The sequence below is a fragment of the Sphingomonas sp. genome (assembly GCF_003248515.1).
GTDB lineage: Bacteria > Pseudomonadota > Alphaproteobacteria > Sphingomonadales > Sphingomonadaceae > Sphingomonas_I.
In genome coordinates this window covers 26,142-45,382 of sequence record NZ_QFOB01000020.1, presented here as the reverse complement: position 1 = coordinate 45,382, position 19,241 = coordinate 26,142, and the positions used below count along the sequence as shown (strand labels likewise).

At 67.1% G+C, this 19,241-nt stretch carries 14 protein-coding genes; 10 read left to right on the top strand and 4 right to left on the bottom strand.

What is annotated here, in order from left to right; all coding sequences use genetic code 11:
- Positions 1-2,784, bottom strand: a 2,784-nt coding sequence (locus DI605_RS20190; RefSeq protein WP_293977387.1) for a hypothetical protein, incomplete at its 3' end; no start/stop codon positions are given.
- A 553-nt stretch (positions 2,785-3,337) separates the two neighbouring features.
- Here DI605_RS20190 and DI605_RS20185 point away from each other — a divergent pair.
- From DI605_RS20185 to DI605_RS20165, 5 genes are all read left to right on the top strand, one after another.
- Positions 3,338-4,486 carry an acyltransferase gene (locus DI605_RS20185; RefSeq protein WP_293977385.1) on the top strand — a complete coding sequence of 383 codons (1,149 nt, stop codon included), beginning with the start codon at positions 3,338-3,340 and terminating at the stop codon, positions 4,484-4,486.
- A 516-nt stretch (positions 4,487-5,002) separates the two neighbouring features.
- The gene (locus DI605_RS20180; RefSeq protein ID WP_293977383.1) at positions 5,003-6,772 is read left to right on the top strand and encodes a type I secretion system permease/ATPase; all 1,770 of its coding nucleotides are present in this window, start codon (positions 5,003-5,005) and stop codon (positions 6,770-6,772) included.
- 17 nt (positions 6,773-6,789) lie between these two features.
- The gene (locus DI605_RS20175; RefSeq protein ID WP_293977381.1) at positions 6,790-8,151 is read left to right on the top strand and encodes an HlyD family type I secretion periplasmic adaptor subunit; all 1,362 of its coding nucleotides are present in this window, start codon (positions 6,790-6,792) and stop codon (positions 8,149-8,151) included.
- 190 nt (positions 8,152-8,341) lie between these two features.
- Entirely contained in the window at positions 8,342-9,646 is a 1,305-nt protein-coding gene (locus tag DI605_RS20170; RefSeq protein ID WP_293977379.1) for a UDP-glucose/GDP-mannose dehydrogenase family protein, read from the top strand.
- Between the two features lie 108 nt (positions 9,647-9,754).
- Entirely contained in the window at positions 9,755-10,159 is a 405-nt protein-coding gene (locus tag DI605_RS20165; RefSeq protein ID WP_293977377.1) for a hypothetical protein, read from the top strand.
- 25 nt (positions 10,160-10,184) lie between these two features.
- Here DI605_RS20165 and DI605_RS20160 read toward each other — a convergent pair whose 3' ends face one another.
- The 3 genes from DI605_RS20160 to DI605_RS20150 all read right to left on the bottom strand — a co-directional run bounded on the left by DI605_RS20160 (position 10,185) and on the right by DI605_RS20150 (position 12,430).
- Entirely contained in the window at positions 10,185-10,484 is a 300-nt protein-coding gene (locus DI605_RS20160; protein ID WP_293977375.1) for a hypothetical protein, read from the bottom strand.
- A 103-nt stretch (positions 10,485-10,587) separates the two neighbouring features.
- Complete coding sequence (locus DI605_RS20155; protein ID WP_293977373.1) at positions 10,588-11,889, bottom strand: PepSY domain-containing protein; 1,302 nt, start codon at positions 11,887-11,889, stop codon at positions 10,588-10,590.
- A 178-nt stretch (positions 11,890-12,067) separates the two neighbouring features.
- Complete coding sequence (locus DI605_RS20150) at positions 12,068-12,430, bottom strand: hypothetical protein (RefSeq protein WP_293977371.1); 363 nt, start codon at positions 12,428-12,430, stop codon at positions 12,068-12,070.
- Positions 12,431-12,731: 301 nt separating this feature from the next.
- Here DI605_RS20150 and DI605_RS20145 point away from each other — a divergent pair, with 301 nt between their 5' ends.
- From DI605_RS20145 to DI605_RS20125, 5 genes are all read left to right on the top strand, one after another.
- On the top strand, positions 12,732-13,385 hold the full coding sequence (locus DI605_RS20145; RefSeq protein WP_293977369.1) for a PepSY-associated TM helix domain-containing protein: 654 nt from the start codon (positions 12,732-12,734) through the stop codon (positions 13,383-13,385).
- A gap of 13 nt (positions 13,386-13,398) precedes the next feature.
- On the top strand, positions 13,399-13,878 hold the full coding sequence (locus DI605_RS20140; RefSeq protein WP_293977367.1) for a DUF2271 domain-containing protein: 480 nt from the start codon (positions 13,399-13,401) through the stop codon (positions 13,876-13,878).
- Positions 13,878-14,837 (top strand): DUF4198 domain-containing protein, encoded by a 960-nt coding sequence (locus DI605_RS20135; RefSeq protein WP_293977365.1) that lies wholly within the window; start codon positions 13,878-13,880, stop codon positions 14,835-14,837. Before DI605_RS20140 ends, DI605_RS20135 begins: the two co-directional genes overlap by 1 nt.
- A 71-nt stretch (positions 14,838-14,908) precedes the next feature.
- Positions 14,909-15,826 (top strand): FAD:protein FMN transferase, encoded by a 918-nt coding sequence (locus DI605_RS20130; RefSeq protein WP_293977363.1) that lies wholly within the window; start codon positions 14,909-14,911, stop codon positions 15,824-15,826.
- A gap of 49 nt (positions 15,827-15,875) precedes the next feature.
- Positions 15,876-19,229 carry a DUF2126 domain-containing protein gene (locus tag DI605_RS20125; RefSeq protein WP_293977361.1) on the top strand — a complete coding sequence of 1,118 codons (3,354 nt, stop codon included), beginning with the start codon at positions 15,876-15,878 and terminating at the stop codon, positions 19,227-19,229.
- Positions 19,230-19,241 lie beyond the last annotated feature (12 nt).

The following is a 19,241-nucleotide window of genomic DNA, read 5'->3' as shown; positions in this document are numbered from 1 at the left end:
CCAGTTGCTGGTCACCTTGTCGGCGGTGATGTCCTGGATCATGCGGCCGGCGCTGTCATAGGTGGTGGTGGCGCGGCTGCCATCGGCGGCGATGCGCACCTCCTGCGCGATCACGCCGCTCGTGCTGTAGAAATCCTGCACCATGCTGCCATCGGCATTGCGCTGCTCGTAATAGTCGCGCGATCCATCGGCGTGGAGGCGGACGAGGCTGAGGAAGACGTTGCCCGCGCCATAGGCGTAGTGATCCGACGTGTAGGTCTTGCCGGTGATGCCATAGTGCCAGACATCGCCGCTCTTGTCGGCATTGAAGATCGTCTTGGTCGTCACCGTGCCCGAGGCATCATAGGCCCAGGTGGTCGTCACCTTGTCGGCGGACACGTCCTGAACCTTGCGACCGGTGCTGTCATAGAGCGTGGTGGCGCGGCTGCCGTCGCCGGCGACGCGGACTTCCTGCGTGATGACGCCGGCGGCGTTGTAATAATCCTGGACGATGCTGCCATCGGCGTTGCGCTGTTCGTAATAGTCGCGCGAGCCGTCCGTGTGCAGGCGGGTCAGGCTGACGAGCGCGCCGCCTGCGGAATAGACGGCGTGGTCTGACGTGTAGGTCTTGCCGGTGATGGCATAATGCCAGACGTCGCCACTCTTGTCGGCGTTGAAGACGGTCTTGGTGACGAGCGTGCCGGATGCGTCATAGGCCCAGGTGGTCGTCACCTTGTCGGCCGTGATATCCTGGATCATGCGGCCGGCGCTGTCATAAGTGGTGGTGGCGCGGCTGCCATCGGCGGCGACGCGCACTTCCTGCGTGATCACGCCGCCTGCGCTGTAGAAATCCTGCAGCAGGCTGCCATCGGCGTTGCGCTGCTCGTAATAATCGCGCGATCCATCAGCGTGGAGGCGGACGAGGCTGAGGAAGACGTTGCCCGCGCCATAAACATAATGTTCGGACGTGTAGCTTTTGCCGGTGATGCCATAGTGCCAGACGTCGCCGCTCTTGTCGGCGTTGAAGATCGTCTTGGTCGTCACGGCGCCCGTGGCGGCGTCATAGAATTGGGTGATGGTCGCGCCGTCGGCCGCGATGTCGACGCGCTGGGTCGCGCGGCCGGCGCCGTCATAGGTGATCGTGGTGCGGCCCCCGTCGGCGGCGATGTGGGTTTCATCGACGGCCACGCCGTTCTTGTAGCTGTAATGATCGGTCGCGCCGCTGACCGATGTCACATCGAGCGCGGTCACGGCGCCGCCCGCCAGCGTATAGTTCGAGGTGGAGACGAGCGCGCCGGTCTTGTCGTACGCCATGTCGATCTTGTAGGTCGTGCCGACATTCTCGATCACGAAATCATAGCCGCCGCTGATCCTGGCGAGCAGGCTGCCATAATTGGCGATGATATCCTTCATCGTCTCGATCGAGGCCACTTCCAGCGTGTGGCTGTCGGTGAGGTTCACGGTAGTGATGCCGGACGTCTTCGAAAGCGTGTCGATTTGGGCGACGAAGCTTGCGGTATCGATCGTCAGCGTCGGATCGGAGGCCACCAGCTCCACCGCCGTATAGGGGTGGTTGCTGCCGAGTTCGATCACGAGCGGCGTATCGGAAACCGGCAGCGTGATCGACGAGACGTTGGAATAGGATGCGATCGGCTCAAGGCCGTTCAGCGGATTATAGACATAGACGTGCGCCTGCACGGAGCTGAAGGTGATCGTCACCTGCTCCGGCGCGACCGTGACGGCGCTGTTCGTGGCGGTGCTGTAGGAGCTGACGTTGCGCCAGATCACCAGATCGCTGCCGCCGGCGGCCTTGTCCACCGACAGCGAATGGCCATCCGAGCCGAGGCCCTGGATCTGATAGGTGCCGTTCACGGCGCCTCCGCCGCTCGCGTTGAGCAGCGAGGTGAAATTGTGGAGTGTCGTCGCCGCCAGCTTGGGCGAGCCATCGGCCTTGAACAGGCCGAACGCGGTTTCCGCTTCGGGTGAGCTGGCCACCGTATTCACGAAGGTGGGCGTATCGAGCAGCTGATAGACATAGCTCATGGCCGAACCATCGGCATAGGCCATCAGCAGGCCCGTCAACGTCATCTTCGCCTGCGCCAGTTCATCGACCGAAACGCCGGTGGCCGCCGTCGAGGTCGTGAAGCCGGTCTCCGTTACGACATAGCCTTCGCGCGGCGAGACGCTGCTGGCGAGGGTGACGCTGTTCGCATAGCGCGTCGCGACGTCGCTCGCCGCGCCGGCATAGAAATGGGCGTTGGCATAATCACTGTAAGCGGAAAGATCGCCGAGCGCCGCATAATTGGCTTCGCGGCCCATCGCGAGATTGTACACCGCGACATCGGCCAGCACCGAATTGGCCTTCACCCCGGTGTAGAGCAGCTTCTGCACCGCGATGGCGGCGGTCATCGTCGTATCGCCGGCATAGTTGGTGCCGAACAGATCGACTTCGTTCTGGCCCTCGATCGCGATCACCTGGCCCGAATTGATCCGTGCGAATTCGGCCACGCCATCGATGAAGCTCTGGACGCCGGCGCTGCCATTGGCGGCAACGGTGTTCAGCGCGACGAAGTCGAACTTGATGCCGGCATCGGCCATCGCCTGAAGAACCTGGCCGGGCACGCCATCCGAGCGGAAATTGTCACGGACCGTGCTGATGCCGAGATAGTCGAGCGATCGGATGACGAGCGCCGCGTTGACATAGCCGTCCTGATCGAACAGCCCGGAATGGGTGTTCACCCCGAAGCTTCCGAGCAGGTCCTGTGCGGAGACCGTGGCGATGGTTTGCGAAGACTGGTCGGCCATGTCGGGGAATTACTCTCACGCAAAAATACTGGGATGAATCCTGACTACCGGACCTGACCTTTAATCACGTTAAATGACATGGTTACCGGCGCGGTAAGATTCCCGATGGAAATATCTATTGTCTATTTGATTCAGTGACTTGTTCGTCACCGAAAGGGGAATTTTCAGGCGGATGGAACCTTTTGACGGGTGGGCGCGTAACGGGGCGAATCGCCGCGTGGCGCTGGCCGGGGTGCATGTCGCGGGCCTCGTTTCAGGCTTTTCGAATCCCGCCCGGTGACGGGCGGTCCGTCGCGGCGATCGACCGTTCCGGCTCGCCGGATGCCACCTGCGGGCGTGCCGCCCAGATCGGGAATTGTCCGGGCGGGAATGCTGCGGAAAACGCCCGTTTTCGGGCCTTCCGTCTCGATCCGGCGGCGTTCGGCGCCGTTGACCCCCGATGCTTTCATCGGGATAGTCGGGCGCTGGCCTCTTTCTTCGGGCGATTGCGGAACCTCGTGGAAGAGGGACGGATCCGCCTGCGGATGTCCCGGTGTGGCAAGAAGGGAATGTGATGGGAAATCCGAGCGGAGCGGCGCCGTCGCGCGGCCGCATCGTCCAGCTGGATACGCTGCGCGGTATCGCGGTGATGCTGGTCTTCCTGCATCATGGCTTCAGCGCCTATGCCAGGGGTCAGGATGCCGAGGCGGGCCTGCTCGCGATGATCGATTTCGGCCGAATGGGGATCGTCGTCTTCTTCCTCATCAGCGGCTTCGTCATCGTCCGCGCCATCCGCGATCGCACGCCGGCGGCGGCAGGGCTGTTCTGGACGCACCGCTTCTTCCGGCTTTTTCCGGCCTACTGGCTGGCGGTCGTGGTCGCGGGCCTGCTTTCGATCGCGGGCATACCGCGCCTTTCCAATCTGGCCTCGACGATCACCTTCACCGATTTTCTGGCCAACCTTACCATGATGCCCCACCTGCTGGGCGCGCGGATGGCGATCGGCGTGTTCTGGACGCTTCAGATCGAACTCATCTTCTACATGCTCATCTGCCTTGCCGTGCTCGCCTGGCCGATCGGGCGGCGTGGCTATGCGGCCTTCGCCTTCGGCTTCTTCGCGCTATCGATCATCTATGCGGGCGCGCTCGTCGCGCTCCACCGGGCCGATCATCTCTCGACGGACATGATCTATCTCGGCCTGCTTCACCTTTCGATCATGTTCTGCGGCGCCGGCCTCCGGCTGCACTGGGAAGCGCGCGGCGGCGAATCCCGCCGGTTCATCGCCACGATGCCGCTGGAACTGAAGCTCTATTTCGGCGCGGTCGTGGGCTTTCTCGCTTTCTATACGCTCGGCAAGATCCGCGCGGGCTTTGACATCCACACGTTCCGCGCCGTGGGATCCTACACCATCGCCTTCGCCATCTTCCTCATCGGCGTGGAGCGACTGGGCGAATCGCGGATCGGCAAGTTCCTCGGTGATCGCAGCTACAGCTTCTATCTGCTGCATCTGCCGGTGCTCGCCCTGCTCTATGCCGCGACGCTCTCGTCATCCGGCGATCCCCTGCTTCCCTTGGCGGGCTATGTGGTGCTGGGCTTCGGCCTGTCCGTTCTCGCCTCGTCCATCATGTATCGCTTCGTCGAGCGGCCTTCGAATCGATTCGGCCACCGCCTGCGCGCGCCCGCCCCCGCCCGGATCGAAGGCACGGCCGCGGCCGCCGACTGAGCGCCCTTTCCCGGAGGCGGCGGCGCCCGGACAGGCATTGGCACGCGGCCCGTTCGTTTCGACGCGGTCCAATCGGTGCATCCCCGCGACCATTGGCGAGGCCGGGATGGTCCGTGCCCGAAAAGGGCCGATTTGGCCGTGACTCTCAAGGCTGCTCTTGTTAACCATAAGGCCGTCGCCGCATCGGGCTGATCTTGGTTCAGCGGCTGCGGCCGGGGGGTGGAAGACAGTATCTTCGCTTGCGGCGCATGAAGGTCGCGGTCCGTTGCCTGTTTGGGGCGAAGGGCGCGGTCACGGCCGTTGCGCGGCAGGATGAGAGAGGCGACGCCGGATCGCCGCGCCGGGATGGCCGGCGCGTGCCGCCGCCGATCGCCCGAGCCCATCGGTGCGTCGGGTGATCGTTACTTACGGATCGTCGTTAACGGCGGCTTAGGGAAACTCGCGTAGCTCGCACCCATTCGGAAGAGCGGTTCACCATGTTGGTTTGCGCCCAGTCCTTCCTTGGATTTCCAGAGCATGTTGAAGCTTGGTTCCACGTCTCACACTGCGGATGATGCCGCCGATCCGATCGGCCGCGTGATTCGGGCCTGCCGGCGCTATTTCGTGCATGGCGCGGCGTTCAGCGCGTTCCTGAACCTGCTCTATCTCGCGCCGACCATCTACATGCTGCAGGTCTATGATCGGGTGATGCCGACGCGCGGCGCGATGACGCTCACGATGCTGACGCTGATCCTGTCGGCCGCCGTGCTGACGATCGCGCTCCTCGATCTGGTCCGCACGCGCCTGCTCGTCCGGGCCAGCGCGAGGCTGGATCGCGAGCTGGCCGGCCCGATCCTGGATGCGATGCTGCGCCTTGCCGGCACGGGCGGCAGCGCGCGCACGACATCCGCGATGCGCGATTTTGATGCGTTCCGCTCGACGATGACGGGCGCGGGCGTGCTCGCGCTGTTCGATCTGCCATGGGCGCCAATCTACGTGCTGGTCTGCTTCCTGCTGCATCCGGCTCTGGCCGGGCTGGCCGTGGGCGGCGCGGTGGTGCTGTCTGTCCTGTCCTGGCTCAATGAGCGCGCCACCGCCGATCCGATCCGCCAGGCGAGCCAGTCCGCTCAGGTGAGCCACAGCGGGATCGAGAGCATCCTCTCGGCCTCCGGCGTGATCGGCTCCCTCGGCATGCGTCCGGCGATGATCCGGCGCCACCTTGCCGAGCGGCACGTCGCGACGCGGCTCGCGCTGGGGGCGACGTTCCGCAGCTCCGGCTACACCTCCGCGATCAAGGCGATCCGGCTGCTGCTCCAGTCTCTGGCGCTCGGCCTCGGCGCACTGCTGGCGATCGAGGGCAAGGTTTCGGTCGGCTCGCTCTTCGCCGCGTCCCTGCTCGTCTCGCGCGCGCTCCAGCCGATCGAGCTGGTCAATGGCGCGTGGAAGAATCTCATCCAGGCGCGTGCCGCCTATCGCTCGCTGGTCGATCTCTTCGCGGCGCGGGGGACGATCCGCCAGACGACGCAATTGCCCGATCCGGCCGGTGCGCTCGCGGTCGAGGGTGTCCGCGTGATGGTGCCCGGCAGCGATCGTGCGCTGCTCCAGGGCATCCGCTTCCAACTGGAGGCCGGTGAGTCTCTCGGCATCATCGGTCCGTCGGGCGCGGGTAAATCGACGCTGGCCCGGGTGATCGCCGGCGCGCTGCCGCCGAGCGAGGGCTGCGTCCGCATCGATGGCGCCGCGCTGGAGGATTGGCCCGAGCAGCAGATTGGCGGCCTGATCGGCTATGTCCCGCAGGCCGCCACCCTGTTTCGCGGGACGATCAAGGAGAATATCGCCCGCTTCCAGACGGAATTCGCCGAGCCCGGCGCGCTCGATGCCGAAGTGGTGCGCGCGGCCCAGCTTTGCGGAGCGCATGAATTCATCCTCCGCCTGCCCAATGCCTACGATACGCAGCTAGGCTGGGGCGGTGCGGGCCTGTCGGTCGGCCAGGCGCAGCGCATCGCGCTGGCCCGCGCGATGTTCGGCGGCCCGGCCGTGCTGGTGCTGGACGAGCCCAATGCGAGCCTGGATTCGGAAAGCGAGGCGCAGCTGATCGCCGCGCTCGATGAGCTGCGCGGCAAGGGCGTGACGATGATCATCGTCGCCCATCGCATGAATGTCCTCGCGTCGGTCGACAAGATGCTGTTCCTGCGGGACGGGCGCGCCGAACTGTTCGGTCCGCGCAACGCCGTCTTTGCCCGGCTCGCCGGCCGCGCCTCCACCGACACCGCGCCCGCGGCACCCGCCGCCGCCCAAGCCTCTTGACGCACGGATCTCCCATCATGTCCGCCGATATCATCACGCTCAAGGCCGGCACCGCCATCGCGCCGCTGGCCGATCACGATCTGGATCTGCCGCGCGAAACGCGTTTCGGCTGGCTGGTCGTCATCCTCTTCTTCGGGGTCTTCCTCGGTTTCGCGAGCCTGGTGCGGATGGATTCGGCCGCCCAGGCGGAAGGGACGATCAAGGTTTCGGGCAGCCGCCGCGTCGTCCAGCATCGCGATGGCGGCGTCGTTTCCGCGCTGCATGTGCGCGAAGGCCAGCGCGTGAAGGCGGGCGACATATTGGTCGAGCTGGCGGGCGCCGAAGTCGCGGCCGCCGAGCGCGCGCTCGCCTCGCAGGCGATCGGGCTTCAGGCCGAACATGCCCGCCTGCTGGCCGAGCGCCAGGGCGCCAGCACCTTTGCGGCGCCCGTGGAGTTCGCATCGCTTTCGGGCCCGGATCGCCAGCTGGCGGAGGATGCGATGCGGGTCCAGCGCGGCGAGATGGCCGCGCGCATGCAGGCGCTTTCCGCGCAGAAGAGCGTGCTGCACCAGCAGGCCGCGCAGCTTTCCACTAAGGCGAGCGGGATCGATCAGCAGATCGCCTCCACGCGCCGCCAGAGCGAATTGTTCGGCGATCAGCTGAAGGGCATGCGCGAACTGGCCACCAAGGGCTTTGCGAGCGTCAATCGCGTCCGCGAGCTGGAGCGCGCCGAGGCGCAGCTTGGCGGCGATACCGCCAATCTCGCCGCTTCGGGCGCCGCGACGCGCCAGCAGATCGGCGAGACGCGGATGCAGGCCCTGTCGATCGATTCGCAGCGCCTGCAGCAGATTGCCGACGATCTCCAGAAGAGCGAATCGGCGCTGAACGAGGCGCTGCCCCGCTGGCATGCCGCGCGCACCCAGCTGGAATCGACGCGCGTTCGCGCGCCGGCTTCGGGCCAGGTGGTGGGGCTTTCGGTGTTCACCGTGGGCGCCGTCATCACGCCGGGGCAGAAGATCCTGGAGGTGGTGCCGGATGCGACGCCGCTGGTGATCGAGCCGATGATCTCGCCCAACGACGCTTCGGATCTGGCGGTTGGGCAGACGGCCGAGGTGCGCTTTCCCAGCCTGCACGGGCGCGGGCTGCCGGTATTCGAGGGCAAGATCACCCGGCTTTCGGCGGACAGCTTCGTGGATGAACGCACGGGCGCGCGTTATTATACCGGTGAAGTGACCGTGCCGGCCGATACGTTCGCGCGGCTCAAGAGCGCGGATCCCGGGCTCAGCCTGCGGCCGGGCCTGCCGGCGCAGATCCTCGTGCCCCTGCGCAAGCGGACCCTGCTGAGCTATCTGATCGAGCCGATCAGCCAGTCGCTCTGGCGGAGCGGCCGCGAGCGCTGACGTCTCGCCGCCGTCCGGCCGAGCGGGCGCGAACCCGATCGGCCAGCGCTTTCGCGCCGCTGCCGCAGGCCGCCAGCCGCTCTTGCGCCGAACCGCCGTGCTTCGTTGGGTCAAACGAATGACGGGATCGCTTCCGCTTGCCCTCCGAAATGACTAGGGATGCTGCACCGCAAGAAATTTCGGGGGTACAATGCGCATCACGATGATCGGCACGGGCTATGTGGGCCTCGTTTCGGGGGCTTGCTTCTCCGATTTCGGGCATGAGGTGGTCTGCGTCGACAAGGATGCCTCGAAGATCGAGGCGCTCGAACGCAATGTGATGCCGATCTACGAGCCCGGCCTAGACGCGCTGGTGGCGACCAACGTGAAGGCCGGCCGCCTTTCCTTCACCACCGATCTCGCCGCTGGCGTCGCCGGTGCCGATGCCGTGTTCATCGCCGTCGGCACGCCTTCCCGGCGCGGCGACGGCCATGCCGATCTCTCCTATGTCTTTGGCGCCGTGCGCGAAGTGGTGGAAGCGCTGACCGGGCCGGCCGTGATCGTCACCAAGTCGACCGTGCCGGTCGGCACCGGCGACGAGGTGGAGCGGATCGTGGGCGAAGTCGGGCCGGACAAGGGCATCAAGGTCGCCTCCAATCCGGAATTCCTGCGCGAGGGCGCCGCGATCGACGATTTCAAGCGGCCCGATCGCGTCGTGTGCGGCGTGGAGGATGAGTTCGCGCGCGAGGTGCTGGCGCAGATCTATCGCCCGCTTTCGCTCAACCAGTCGGCCCCGGTGCTCTTCACGCGCCGCCGCACGGCCGAGATCATCAAATATGCGGCCAATGCCTTCCTGGCGACCAAGATCACCTTCATCAACGAGATCGCCGATCTCTGCGAAGTGGCGGGTGCGGATGTGCAGGAAGTGGCGCGCGGCATCGGCCTGGATAATCGCATCGGGCGCAAGTTCCTCCATGCCGGGCCGGGCTATGGCGGCTCCTGCTTCCCGAAGGATACGCTGGCGCTGCTGAAGACCGCGCAGGATTATGAATCGCCGCTGCGCATCGTGGAGGCGGTCGTCACCGCCAACGATCAGCGCAAGCGCGCCATGGGCCGCAAGGTCATCAAGGCGGCCGGCGGCGACATCAAGGGCAAGACGATCGGCATCCTCGGCCTGACCTTCAAGCCGAATACGGATGACATGCGCGATTCGCCCGCCATCGCCATCATCCAGACGCTTCAGGATGCCGGCGCCACGATCCGTGCCTATGATCCCGAGGGCCGCGAGCAGGCCGAAAAGGTGCTGACGAACGTCGAATATGTCGATGGCCCTTATGATGCCGCCAAGGATGCGGCCGCGCTCGTGATCGTCACCGAATGGGATGCGTTCCGCGCGCTGGATCTCTCGCGGATCGCCTCGCTCCTGGCCGAACCGCTGCTCGTCGATCTGCGCAACGTCTATCCGCCGGCCGAGGCGGAGAAAGCGGGCCTGCGCTACGTGGGCATCGGAAAGTGATGGCGGGCCCGGTCGTCATCGATCGGGCCGCCGCGAAATTGCGATAAAAGTTCGCGGGAATCGCCACCGGAAGAGATAATATTAACCGCGCCGCTTTAGGCGGGGGGCATGGATCTCGTCTCCGATTATGTGGCGCTCACCGGGAGCATCGTGCAACTGGCGGGCTCCGACAAGCTCGTCCACACCTATGTGGGGCTGGGCATCTACGTGCTGGCGCAGGTGGCCCTGCGCACCCGGCGTGCCTCGCCCATCGCTTTCCAGGTCGTGGTGGCGCTTCAGCTGGGCAATGAGGTGATGGACCGCCTCTATTGGGATAGCTGGCGCTGGTCCGACACGATCGGCGATACGTTCACCACCCTCTTCTGGCCGGGCGTGCTCTGCGCGCTGAACGGCTATCGCCGCGCGCGCTGGCGCGTGCAGGAGACGGTCCGCGATCAGAATCGGGCGCTGCTGGCGCGGTCCGCCGATGCGCTTCGCCGCCCTGGCTCGCAGGGCATCACGTCCAGCCGATGAGGCTTCGGCCGGGCCGGATCATATCCTAACGCCGGGATCGCGCCAGAAACTGCTGGATCACGATCGGCCAGAAGAGCGTCCACGCAATGTCGTGCAGCGTGTCGCCCAGGCTCCAGCCCATGCCGACGATATAGTCGCATGCCTCATTGGCTGCCTCGGCGAGGATCACCCCCAGCAGCGACCAGGGATCGCGCAGCGGCTTTCGCAGGATCAGTGCCCCGATCAGCCACAGGCCCAGCCCGGCACAGATGTGCGGCACGGTATCGCTGCCCATCCAGGATTCCAGCGCGAACGCCCAATCGTGATAGCGACGAAGCCATGACATGCGCCGGGGATGACGGCAGCAGCCGGGCGTAGCAACGCGAAAATCCCCGAAATCGTCCCAAACGGGCGACTATCGCCATCGGGCGAGTGGCGTGGGCCGGGCCTCAGGCGGGTGCGGGTATCGATCCCCTCCGGGTCGCGCGGCGCAGCCCCACATCGATCAGCAGCGCCGCGACCATCGTCAGCCCCGTCAGCGGAAAGAGCGCGCCGCCCACCAGCATGATGCCGAGCAGCCCGCGCGTCGCCGTCTGTGGGCGCGGCGGTGCGCCGATTCGCCCCGCCGGTCGCCGCTTCCACCACATGACCGGCGCGCTGGCCACGAGCAGCAGCAAGGCGATGCAGCCGCCGAGCATCACGAGCCTGTTGGGCTCGCCATATTCCAGCCCCTGATGCGTCTGCACGCCCCAGTCGATCCAGCGCGCGCCCGCGCCATACCGGATGAAGGGCGTATCCTGCAGGATGCGGCCGTCACCGGCCGCAACATACAGTGTGCGCTCCTCCTCGGCTGGCCCTGCCGTGGCGGAAAAGAGATAGGGCTTGCCCATGGCGGTGGGCAGCGTGAGCGTCCACGGGCCGGCAAGGCCCGCCGCCTCCGCCGCGCGGATCGCGCGATCCGGCCCGATATCGGCCCTGGCCATATGCTCCATCGGCATCACCATGCGCTGCGTGGCCCATGGCATGGAGGTCATGCCCTCGTGGCCGGCATGGTCTCCGCCACCGCCCGGCGCCCGGGGTCTGCCCAGATCGTGGCTGGTCACCCAGCCCTGCACCGATTGGCCCCAGACGCCGCTCCACGGCATGCCGGTGATCGCCAGGAACAGCACGATCCCGCCCGCGAGCAGCCCCAGCGAGGCATGGAGATCGCGCCAGAAGATGCGCTGCCTCGGCTGGCCGCGCAGGCCGATCGCCGGATGGTTGCCGCGCGGCCACCACAGATAGAGGCCGGTCAGCACGAGGATGATAGCCCAGCCCGCCGCGATTTCGATCAGTGCATTGCCGATCGGCCCGGTGATGGCCAGGCTGTGGAGATCCTTGACGAGGCCCATCACGCCGCCGGGGCGGGTGATGCCCAGCACATGGCCGTCGGCGGGATCGACGAAAGCCATCCGTCGGGTGCCATCGGCCAGGCGCAGGCTCGCCCGCCATGCCTCGCCTGTCGCGGCCGGCTTCACGATCTGGGTGACGGTGCCGCCCGTTTCGCGGCCGACCCGCGCGATCATCGGCGCGATCGTCGGCGGCCCATCGTGCGGGCTGGCCACCATCCAGCTGGCGTAGAAGCCGCGCTCTATCTCGCCCTTGTAGAGATAGAGCGCGCCCGTGACGGCGAGCCAGCCGAGGAAGGGCAGCACCAGCAGGCCGGCATAGAAATGCCAGCGCCAGACGGTGCGATAGAGATCAGCGCGCATATAGGGGCCTGCCGATGGTCAGACGGGCGATATTGGCTGAGGGATGCGCGCGGTGAGCGGCGCGATCGAGAAATGGCATGGCATGATCCTGATCGGTCGCGGCGGGGGCCGCGTGGTCCGGAAGGCGCGCGGCCCGAGCCGCGCGAGCGCCGCCTGCGGGCGCAGGCGGCATGGTCGATCAGGCGGTGAGGGGCGGGCCTGTCTGGGGCGGCGGGGGAGCCGCGAGGCCTGCGCCGATCATGGTGGTGGCCAGGGTGGCTGGCGACGGGGTCCGCGCCGCGAACAGCGGCGCAGGGGCATGGGTGGTATCGGCAGGCTCGGCCAGCGCGCAGGCGAAGCCCGCGAAGGCACAGGGCTTGTCGCCCTTTTCGCCATCATGATCCTGATGGTGCGGCGCGCCATGATGGCTGCCATGGCTCACCATCGTCGTTTCGACCGGCGCCATGCCGAAGCAGGGCATGAGACCGATCCGATCGGAGGCAGGCATCCAGCCGGACGGGATCAGGATTCGCAGGAAAAGCGCGAGTCCGGCGAGCAACATAGCATGCTGTCGCATCGATCGGACAGGTCGGGCCTCACGCATCGGAAAAGGCTATCCTCGCCGATCGGGGATGTCGATGATTCACGGTATTCGGCCGGCGATGAGCCGGATTCCTTCACCGCTGAAATAAAGGGAGCCGCTCGGCGGATCTACAGAGGGCAATAAGCGCAGGAAAACTTCATATGGCTGGATCGATGACCGCACGCCGACGAGGGCGCCAAAGCCCGGCGCGCCACCGAATGTGCGAACGATTCTCAATAGGCATTGCGGATGCGAATCATTCGCGCTACCGGCGGCGCCTGTGAACGCTAGTCCTCCCCTCCCGAAATCCGTCCCCGTCAAGAAGCGGCGCATCACGCGTGGCTGGTGGTTGAAGCAGCTCCATACGTGGCACTGGATCAGCGCGGCCGTGTCGCTGGTCGGCATGCTGATGTTCGCGCTGACCGGCGTGACGCTGAATCACTCGAACGTGATTCCCGCGCATCCGCAGGTCGTGCAGAAATCGGGCACGTTGCCGCCCTCGCTGCTGCGCCTTCTGAAGGCCACGCCGGCGGAAGGGGCGCCGATGCCGCCCGCCGTGGCGGAGGCCGTGTCCGCGCAGATCGGTCTCGATCCCGCCGGCCGCGCGGGCGAATGGAGCGATGGCGAGGTCTATGTCGCGATGCCGCGTCCCGGCGGCGATGCCTGGGTCAGCGTGGATCGCGCCACCGGGGCGATCAGTTCGGAAGTGACCCGGCAGGGCCTGATCTCGCTGTTCAACGATCTCCACAAGGGGCGCAATACGGGGCTCGGCTGGCGGCTGTTCATCGATGCCTTCGCCGCCGCCGCCATCCTGTTCACGGGCACCGGCCTGCTGCTGCTCCAGTTCCACGCCAAGCATCGCAAGAAGACGTGGCCACTCGTCGGCCTCGGCGTCGCGGTGCCGCTTATCGTCGCCCTCATCTTCATCCACTGAGGAATTTGATCCCATGCGTCTCTCCTCCTTCGCGCTGATCGGCGGCGTCGTCGCCGCGCCGGCCACCGCCGGAACCATCAGCATCACCATTCCCCGCATCGCCGTGGCCGAATATCACCGTCCCTATGTGGCGGGCTGGATCGAGCCTGCCGGCGGTGGCGCCGCACGCAGCCTTTTCGCCTGGTACGATATCAAGAAGGGCGGGGCGGAGCCGGGCCACAAGTGGCTGGCGGATCTGCGATCCTGGTGGCGCAAGAGCGGCCGCAGCCTGAAGCTCCCGGTTGATGGCGTGAGCGGCGCGACCAAGGCGCCGGGCACCTACACCATCCCGCTTCCCGCCGGCATCGCGCCGGGCAATTACGTGCTCAACGTCGAGGCCGCGCGCGAGGGCGGCGGGCGCGAACTCGTGAGCGTGCCGATCACGGTGCCGAACGGCAGCGGCCGGGCTTCGGGCAAGACGGAGCTGGGCGCCGTCACGGTGGCGGCCAAGTGATGCGCGCGCGCTTCCTCGCGCCGCTGCTGGCGGCTGCCGCGCTGCTGCCCACGGCGGCTCTGGCGGATCATCCCTGGATCATGCCCTCGGGCACGCTCTTCTCCGGCAGCAACAATTTCGTGACGTTCGACGCGGCCGGATCGGAGCATGTCTTCTTCTTCGATCATCGCCCGATTGGCATCGACGGCATCAGGATCTGGAAGCCGGACGGCACCGAGGCGAAGCCGACGGCAACCTTCTCCGGCCGGCTGCGCTCCGCCTTCGACGTCAAGCTCGAGCAATCGGGGACGTGGAAGGTCGCGAGCCAGCAATCGATGGTGATGGGCACGCTGAAGCTGAACGGCGAGGAGCGCCGTGTCGGTGGACGGGGCGGTCCGCCGTCGGGTGCCGGTGGGCCGGGTGGCCCGGGTGGCGGGCCTGAAGGTGGCCGGCCCGGTGGTGGTGCGGGCGGTCCTGGCGGACCGGGAGGGCCGGGTGGTCCCGGTGGACCGGGCGGCGAGGGCGGTCCGCGCCGGCTTCCGCCGATCGCGCTGGCCGACATTCCGGCGGAAGCGACCGACATCAAGCTGACCGAGATCGTCAATTCGGTCGAGACCTTCGTGACGCAGGGTGAGCCCACCACCACGGTGTTCAAGCCGGCCGGCAAGGCACTGGAGATGGAGCCCGTCACGCATCCGAACGAGGCGGCTTCCGGCGAAACGTCGCGTTTCCGTTTTCTGATCGATGGCAAGCCGGCGGCGGGCGTGAAGATCACGGTCATCCCCGGTGGCGATCGCTATCGCGAGGATACGGGCGCGATGGAACTGGCGACCGGCGCGGACGGCATCGTCGCGATCAAGTGGCCGATGGCGGGCATGTTCTGGGTCGGCGCGGCGGCGGAGGACGAGCATCCATCCGAGCCCAAGGCGCAGAAGCGGCGCATGAGCTATTCGGCGACGATCGAGGTGGCGACGCCCTGACGGGCCGGGATCGGGGCGGCGCCGAGGCGCGCGTCGCCCTTCCATCACATCTCTCGGCCGAAGCGCTGGCGATGCGCGACCCGGCGGCACGGATCGTCGATCTCGCGGGCGAGACGATGGGCACGGGTTGGCGGGCGCGGTTCGCCTGCCCGCCTGCTTTCCATCCCGGCCCGCTGCGTGCCGCGATCGTCGCGCGGCTCGGCGAGATCATCGCCGAGATGAGCCAGTGGGAGCCGGCATCGCATCTGTCGCGCTTCAATCGGCTCCCGGGCGGGGGCTGGGCAAATCTTCCCCCCGATTTCGCGACCGTCATCGCCTGCGCGCTGCGGATCGCGGAAGAAAGCGGCGGCGCCTTCGATCCCACGCTGGGCCGGGCCGCCGCGCTGCTGGGCTATGGCGCCAGCGTGCCGGAGGGCGACGATCTCGCGGCGGCGCATGCCGATGCCGGCTGGGGGCGTCTCTCGTTCGATCCCGCCGCGCGCCGCCTTCGCCAGCCGGGGGGGCTGTGGCTCGATCTGTCGGGCATCGCCAAGGGCTTCGCGGTGGATGCGGTGGCCGGGGTGATCGCATCGCACGGCATTGCCCACGCACTGGTGGAGATTGGCGGAGAGCTGGTCGGGCGGGGCATCCGGCCGGATGGCGAGCCCTGGTGGGTGGCGCTGGAGGTGCCCCCGGGCGCGGATCTGCCGCCGCTGCATCTGGCGCTTCACGGGCAGGCCGTGGCCACATCGGGCGATTACCGGCGCGGCGCGCACACGATCGATCCCGGCACCGGCCGGCCCCTGCCACTCCATGTCGTGTCCGTCAGCGTGATCCATCGCACCGCGATGGAGGCGGATGGCTGGGCGACCGCCCTGACCGCGCTGGGGCCGGCGCGCGGTCTTGCGCTGGCGGCCGAGCGCGGCCTGGCGGCGCGGATCCTCACGCGTGAGGACAATGCCTTTCGCGAGCATCTGAGCCCCGCTTTGATCGCAATGCTGGCGGATTGACGCGCCTACCCGCTTGCTCCGGAAGGCGCGTCGTGCTGCAAGCGCGAGCGTGATACAGGCTGCGCTCCATCATCTGACGTCCTACCGCTATGATCGGCCGGTCATGCTCGGGCCGCAGACGATCCGCCTCCGCCCGGCGCCGCACAGCCGGACGGACGTTCCCAATTATTCGCTGAAAATCCTGCCGGAGCAGCATTTCATCAACTGGCAGCAGGATCCGCACGGCAACTGGCTGGCGCGGATCGTGATTCCGGAGCCGACCTGCGAATTCCGCGTGACCGTCGACCTGATCGCGGATCTGGCGGTCATCAATCCGTTCGACTTCTTCGTCGAGGAATATGCGACCGGGCGGCCCTTCGCCTATGCGCCCGATCTCGCCAACGATCTTTCGGCCTATTTCGAATGCGAGGGGACGGGCGAACTGTTCGAGGCGCTGTTCCGGCGCTTCGAAACGGTGGAAATGGGGACGATCGACTTCCTCGTCGAGCTGAACCGTGCCGTGAACGAGGCGGTGGGCTATGTGATCCGCATGGAGCCGGGCGTGCAGACGCCCGAGGAAACGCTGTCGATCGGCACGGGATCGTGCCGCGATTCCTCCTGGTTGCTGGTGAATCTGCTGCGCCGGCTGGGCTTCGCCGCGCGCTTCGTTTCCGGCTATTCGATCCAGCTGACGCCGGACGTGGTCGCCGTCGAGGGGCCGAAGGGCGTTTCGCAGGATGTGTGCGACCTGCACGCCTGGGCCGAGGCCTATGTGCCGGGCGCGGGCTGGGTGGGCATGGATCCCACGTCCGGCCTGTTCGCGGGCGAAGGGCATATCCCGCTGTGCGCCACGCCCCATTATCGCTCCGCCACGCCGATCGAGGGCGCGCTGCTGGAGCCGGCTCATGCCGATTTCGGCTTCGCCATGGATGTGCAGCGCATCGCCGAGGCGGTGCGCATCACCAAGCCCTTCACCGATGCGCGCTGGCAGGCGCTGGATACGCTGGGCCGCAAGGTGGATGCCGATCTGGCCGCGCAGGATGTGCGGCTGACGACCGGCGGCGAGCCCACCTTCCTGGCCGCCAGCGATCCCGAGGCCCCCGAATGGAATGCGGCCGCCGTCGGACCGACCAAGGCGGGCTATGCGGACAAGCTGATTCGCCGGATGCGCGACAGATTCGCGCCCGGCGGCCTGATCCATCACGGCCAGGGCAAATGGTATCCGGGCGAAAGCCTGCCGCGCTGGGGATATTCGGTATACTGGCGCGCGGATGGCGTGCCGGTATGGCGGGATACGAGCCTGCTGGCCGAGGCCGTGGAGGGCGCGGCCGCGCTGGATGCGGATGCGGCCGAGCGCTTCCTGCAAGGCATGGCGGCCTTCCTCGACGTGCCCGCTGATTATGTGCAGGCGGCCTATGAGGATCCGGTCGAATGGTCGCTGAAGGAAGCCGAGCTTCCCGACAATACCGTGCCGACCGATCCGGAGATCGAGGATCCGGAGGCACGGGCACGAATGGTGCGCGCGTTCGAGCGCGGCCTTGCCCGGCCGGTGGGCTATGTGCTGCCCATCCAGGCGTGGCAGGCGGCGAATGCGCCGGAGCCACGCCGCTGGCGCAGCGAACAGTGGCGCGTGCGGCGGGGCAAGCTGTTCCTCGTGCCCGGCGACAGCGCGGTCGGCTATCGCCTGCCGCTGGGATCCCTGCCGTTCGTATCCAAGGCGGATTATCCCTATCACCATATCCGCGACACGACCGAGCCGGTGTCGCCGCTGCCTGATTTCCGGGCGAGGCCGCTTGCGGCTGACGAGACGGCCGGTGCCGTACGCGACCAGCGATCCGAAACCGTCGCCAGCGAAGGGCCGGCGGCGCAGGAGCGGGTGGAGCAGGTGATGATCGCGGGCGCGGTGCGCACCGCCGTCACCGTGGAACCGCGCGAAGGCTATCTCGCGGTGTTTCTGCCGCCGACCGAGCAGCTCGAGGATTATCTGGCGCTGATTGCCGCGATCGAGGCGACGGCGGAGGCGACGCGGATTCCGATCCGCGTGGAAGGTTATGCCCCGCCACCCGATCCGCGCCTGCAGGTGCTGAAGGTGACGCCCGATCCCGGCGTGATCGAGGTCAATGTCCAGCCCACCGCCACCTGGGATGAGACGGTGGATCTCACGAGCGCCCTCTACGACATGGCGCGCGAGATCGGGCTGACGGCCGACAAATTCCTGATCGACGGGCGATCGGTGGGCACGGGCGGCGGCAACCATCTGGTGCTGGGCGGCCGATCGGTGCTGGATTCGCCCTTCATCCGCCGGCCGGACATGCTGAAGAGCTTCGTGCTTTATTGGCAGCGCCACCCGGCGCTCTCCTATCTTTTCTCGGGTCTCTTCATCGGGCCGACGAGCCAGGCGCCGCGTATCGACGAGGCCCGGCATGACGGGCTGTACGAACTGGAAGTGGCGCTGGCGCAGGTGCCCAATCCTCTGTCCGGGGGCGAGACGCCGCAGGCCTGGGTGGTGGATCGGCTGTTCCGCAATCTGCTCGTCGATGTGACGGGCAACACGCATCGCACCGAAATCTGCATCGACAAGCTCTTCTCGCCGGATGGCCCGACCGGCCGCCTCGGCCTCGTCGAATTCCGGGGCTTCGAGATGCCACCGGAGCCCAAGATGAGCCTCGCGCAGCAATTGCTGCTGCGCGCGATGGTCGCCTGGTTCTGGCGGGAGCCGCAGGCGGGCGGCCTCGTGCGGTGGGGCACGACGCTGCACGATCGCTTCATGCTCGGCCATTTCGTGTGGGCCGATTTCCTCGAGGTGCTCTCGGATCTGCGCGGCGCGGGCTATGATTTCGATCCCAGCTGGTTCGAGGCGCAGCGCCAGTTCCGCTTCCCGGTGCATGGCAGCATCGTGGCGGGTGGCGTGACGCTGGAAGTGTCCCACGCGCTGGAACCCTGGCCCGTACTGGGCGAAACGGGCGCGATCGGCGGCACGGTGCGTTATGTCGACAGCTCGACGGAGCGGCTGCAGGTGCGCGCCACGGGCCTTACACCCGGCCGCCACATCATCGCGTGCAATGCCCGGCGCGTGCCGATGACGGCGACGGGCACGCCGGGTGAGGCCGTCGGCGGCGTGCGCTACAAGGCGTGGGCCCCGGCCAATTGCCTGCATCCCCGCCTGCCGGTGGATGCGCCGCTGACCTTCGACGTGCTGGATATGTGGAATGGCCGTTCGCTGGGCGGCTGTGTCTATCATGTCGGCCATCCGGGCGGGCGCAGCTATGATGGCGTGCCGATCAACGATTACGAGGCCGAGGCACGGCGCAAGGCGCGCTTCGAGGAGCAGGGCCACACGCCCGGCGCGGTGGCGATGCCGGCCGAGGAGCGATCGGGCGAATTCCCGATGACGCTCGATCTGCGCCGGCCGGCCGGCCTGTGACGGGGAGTTGAG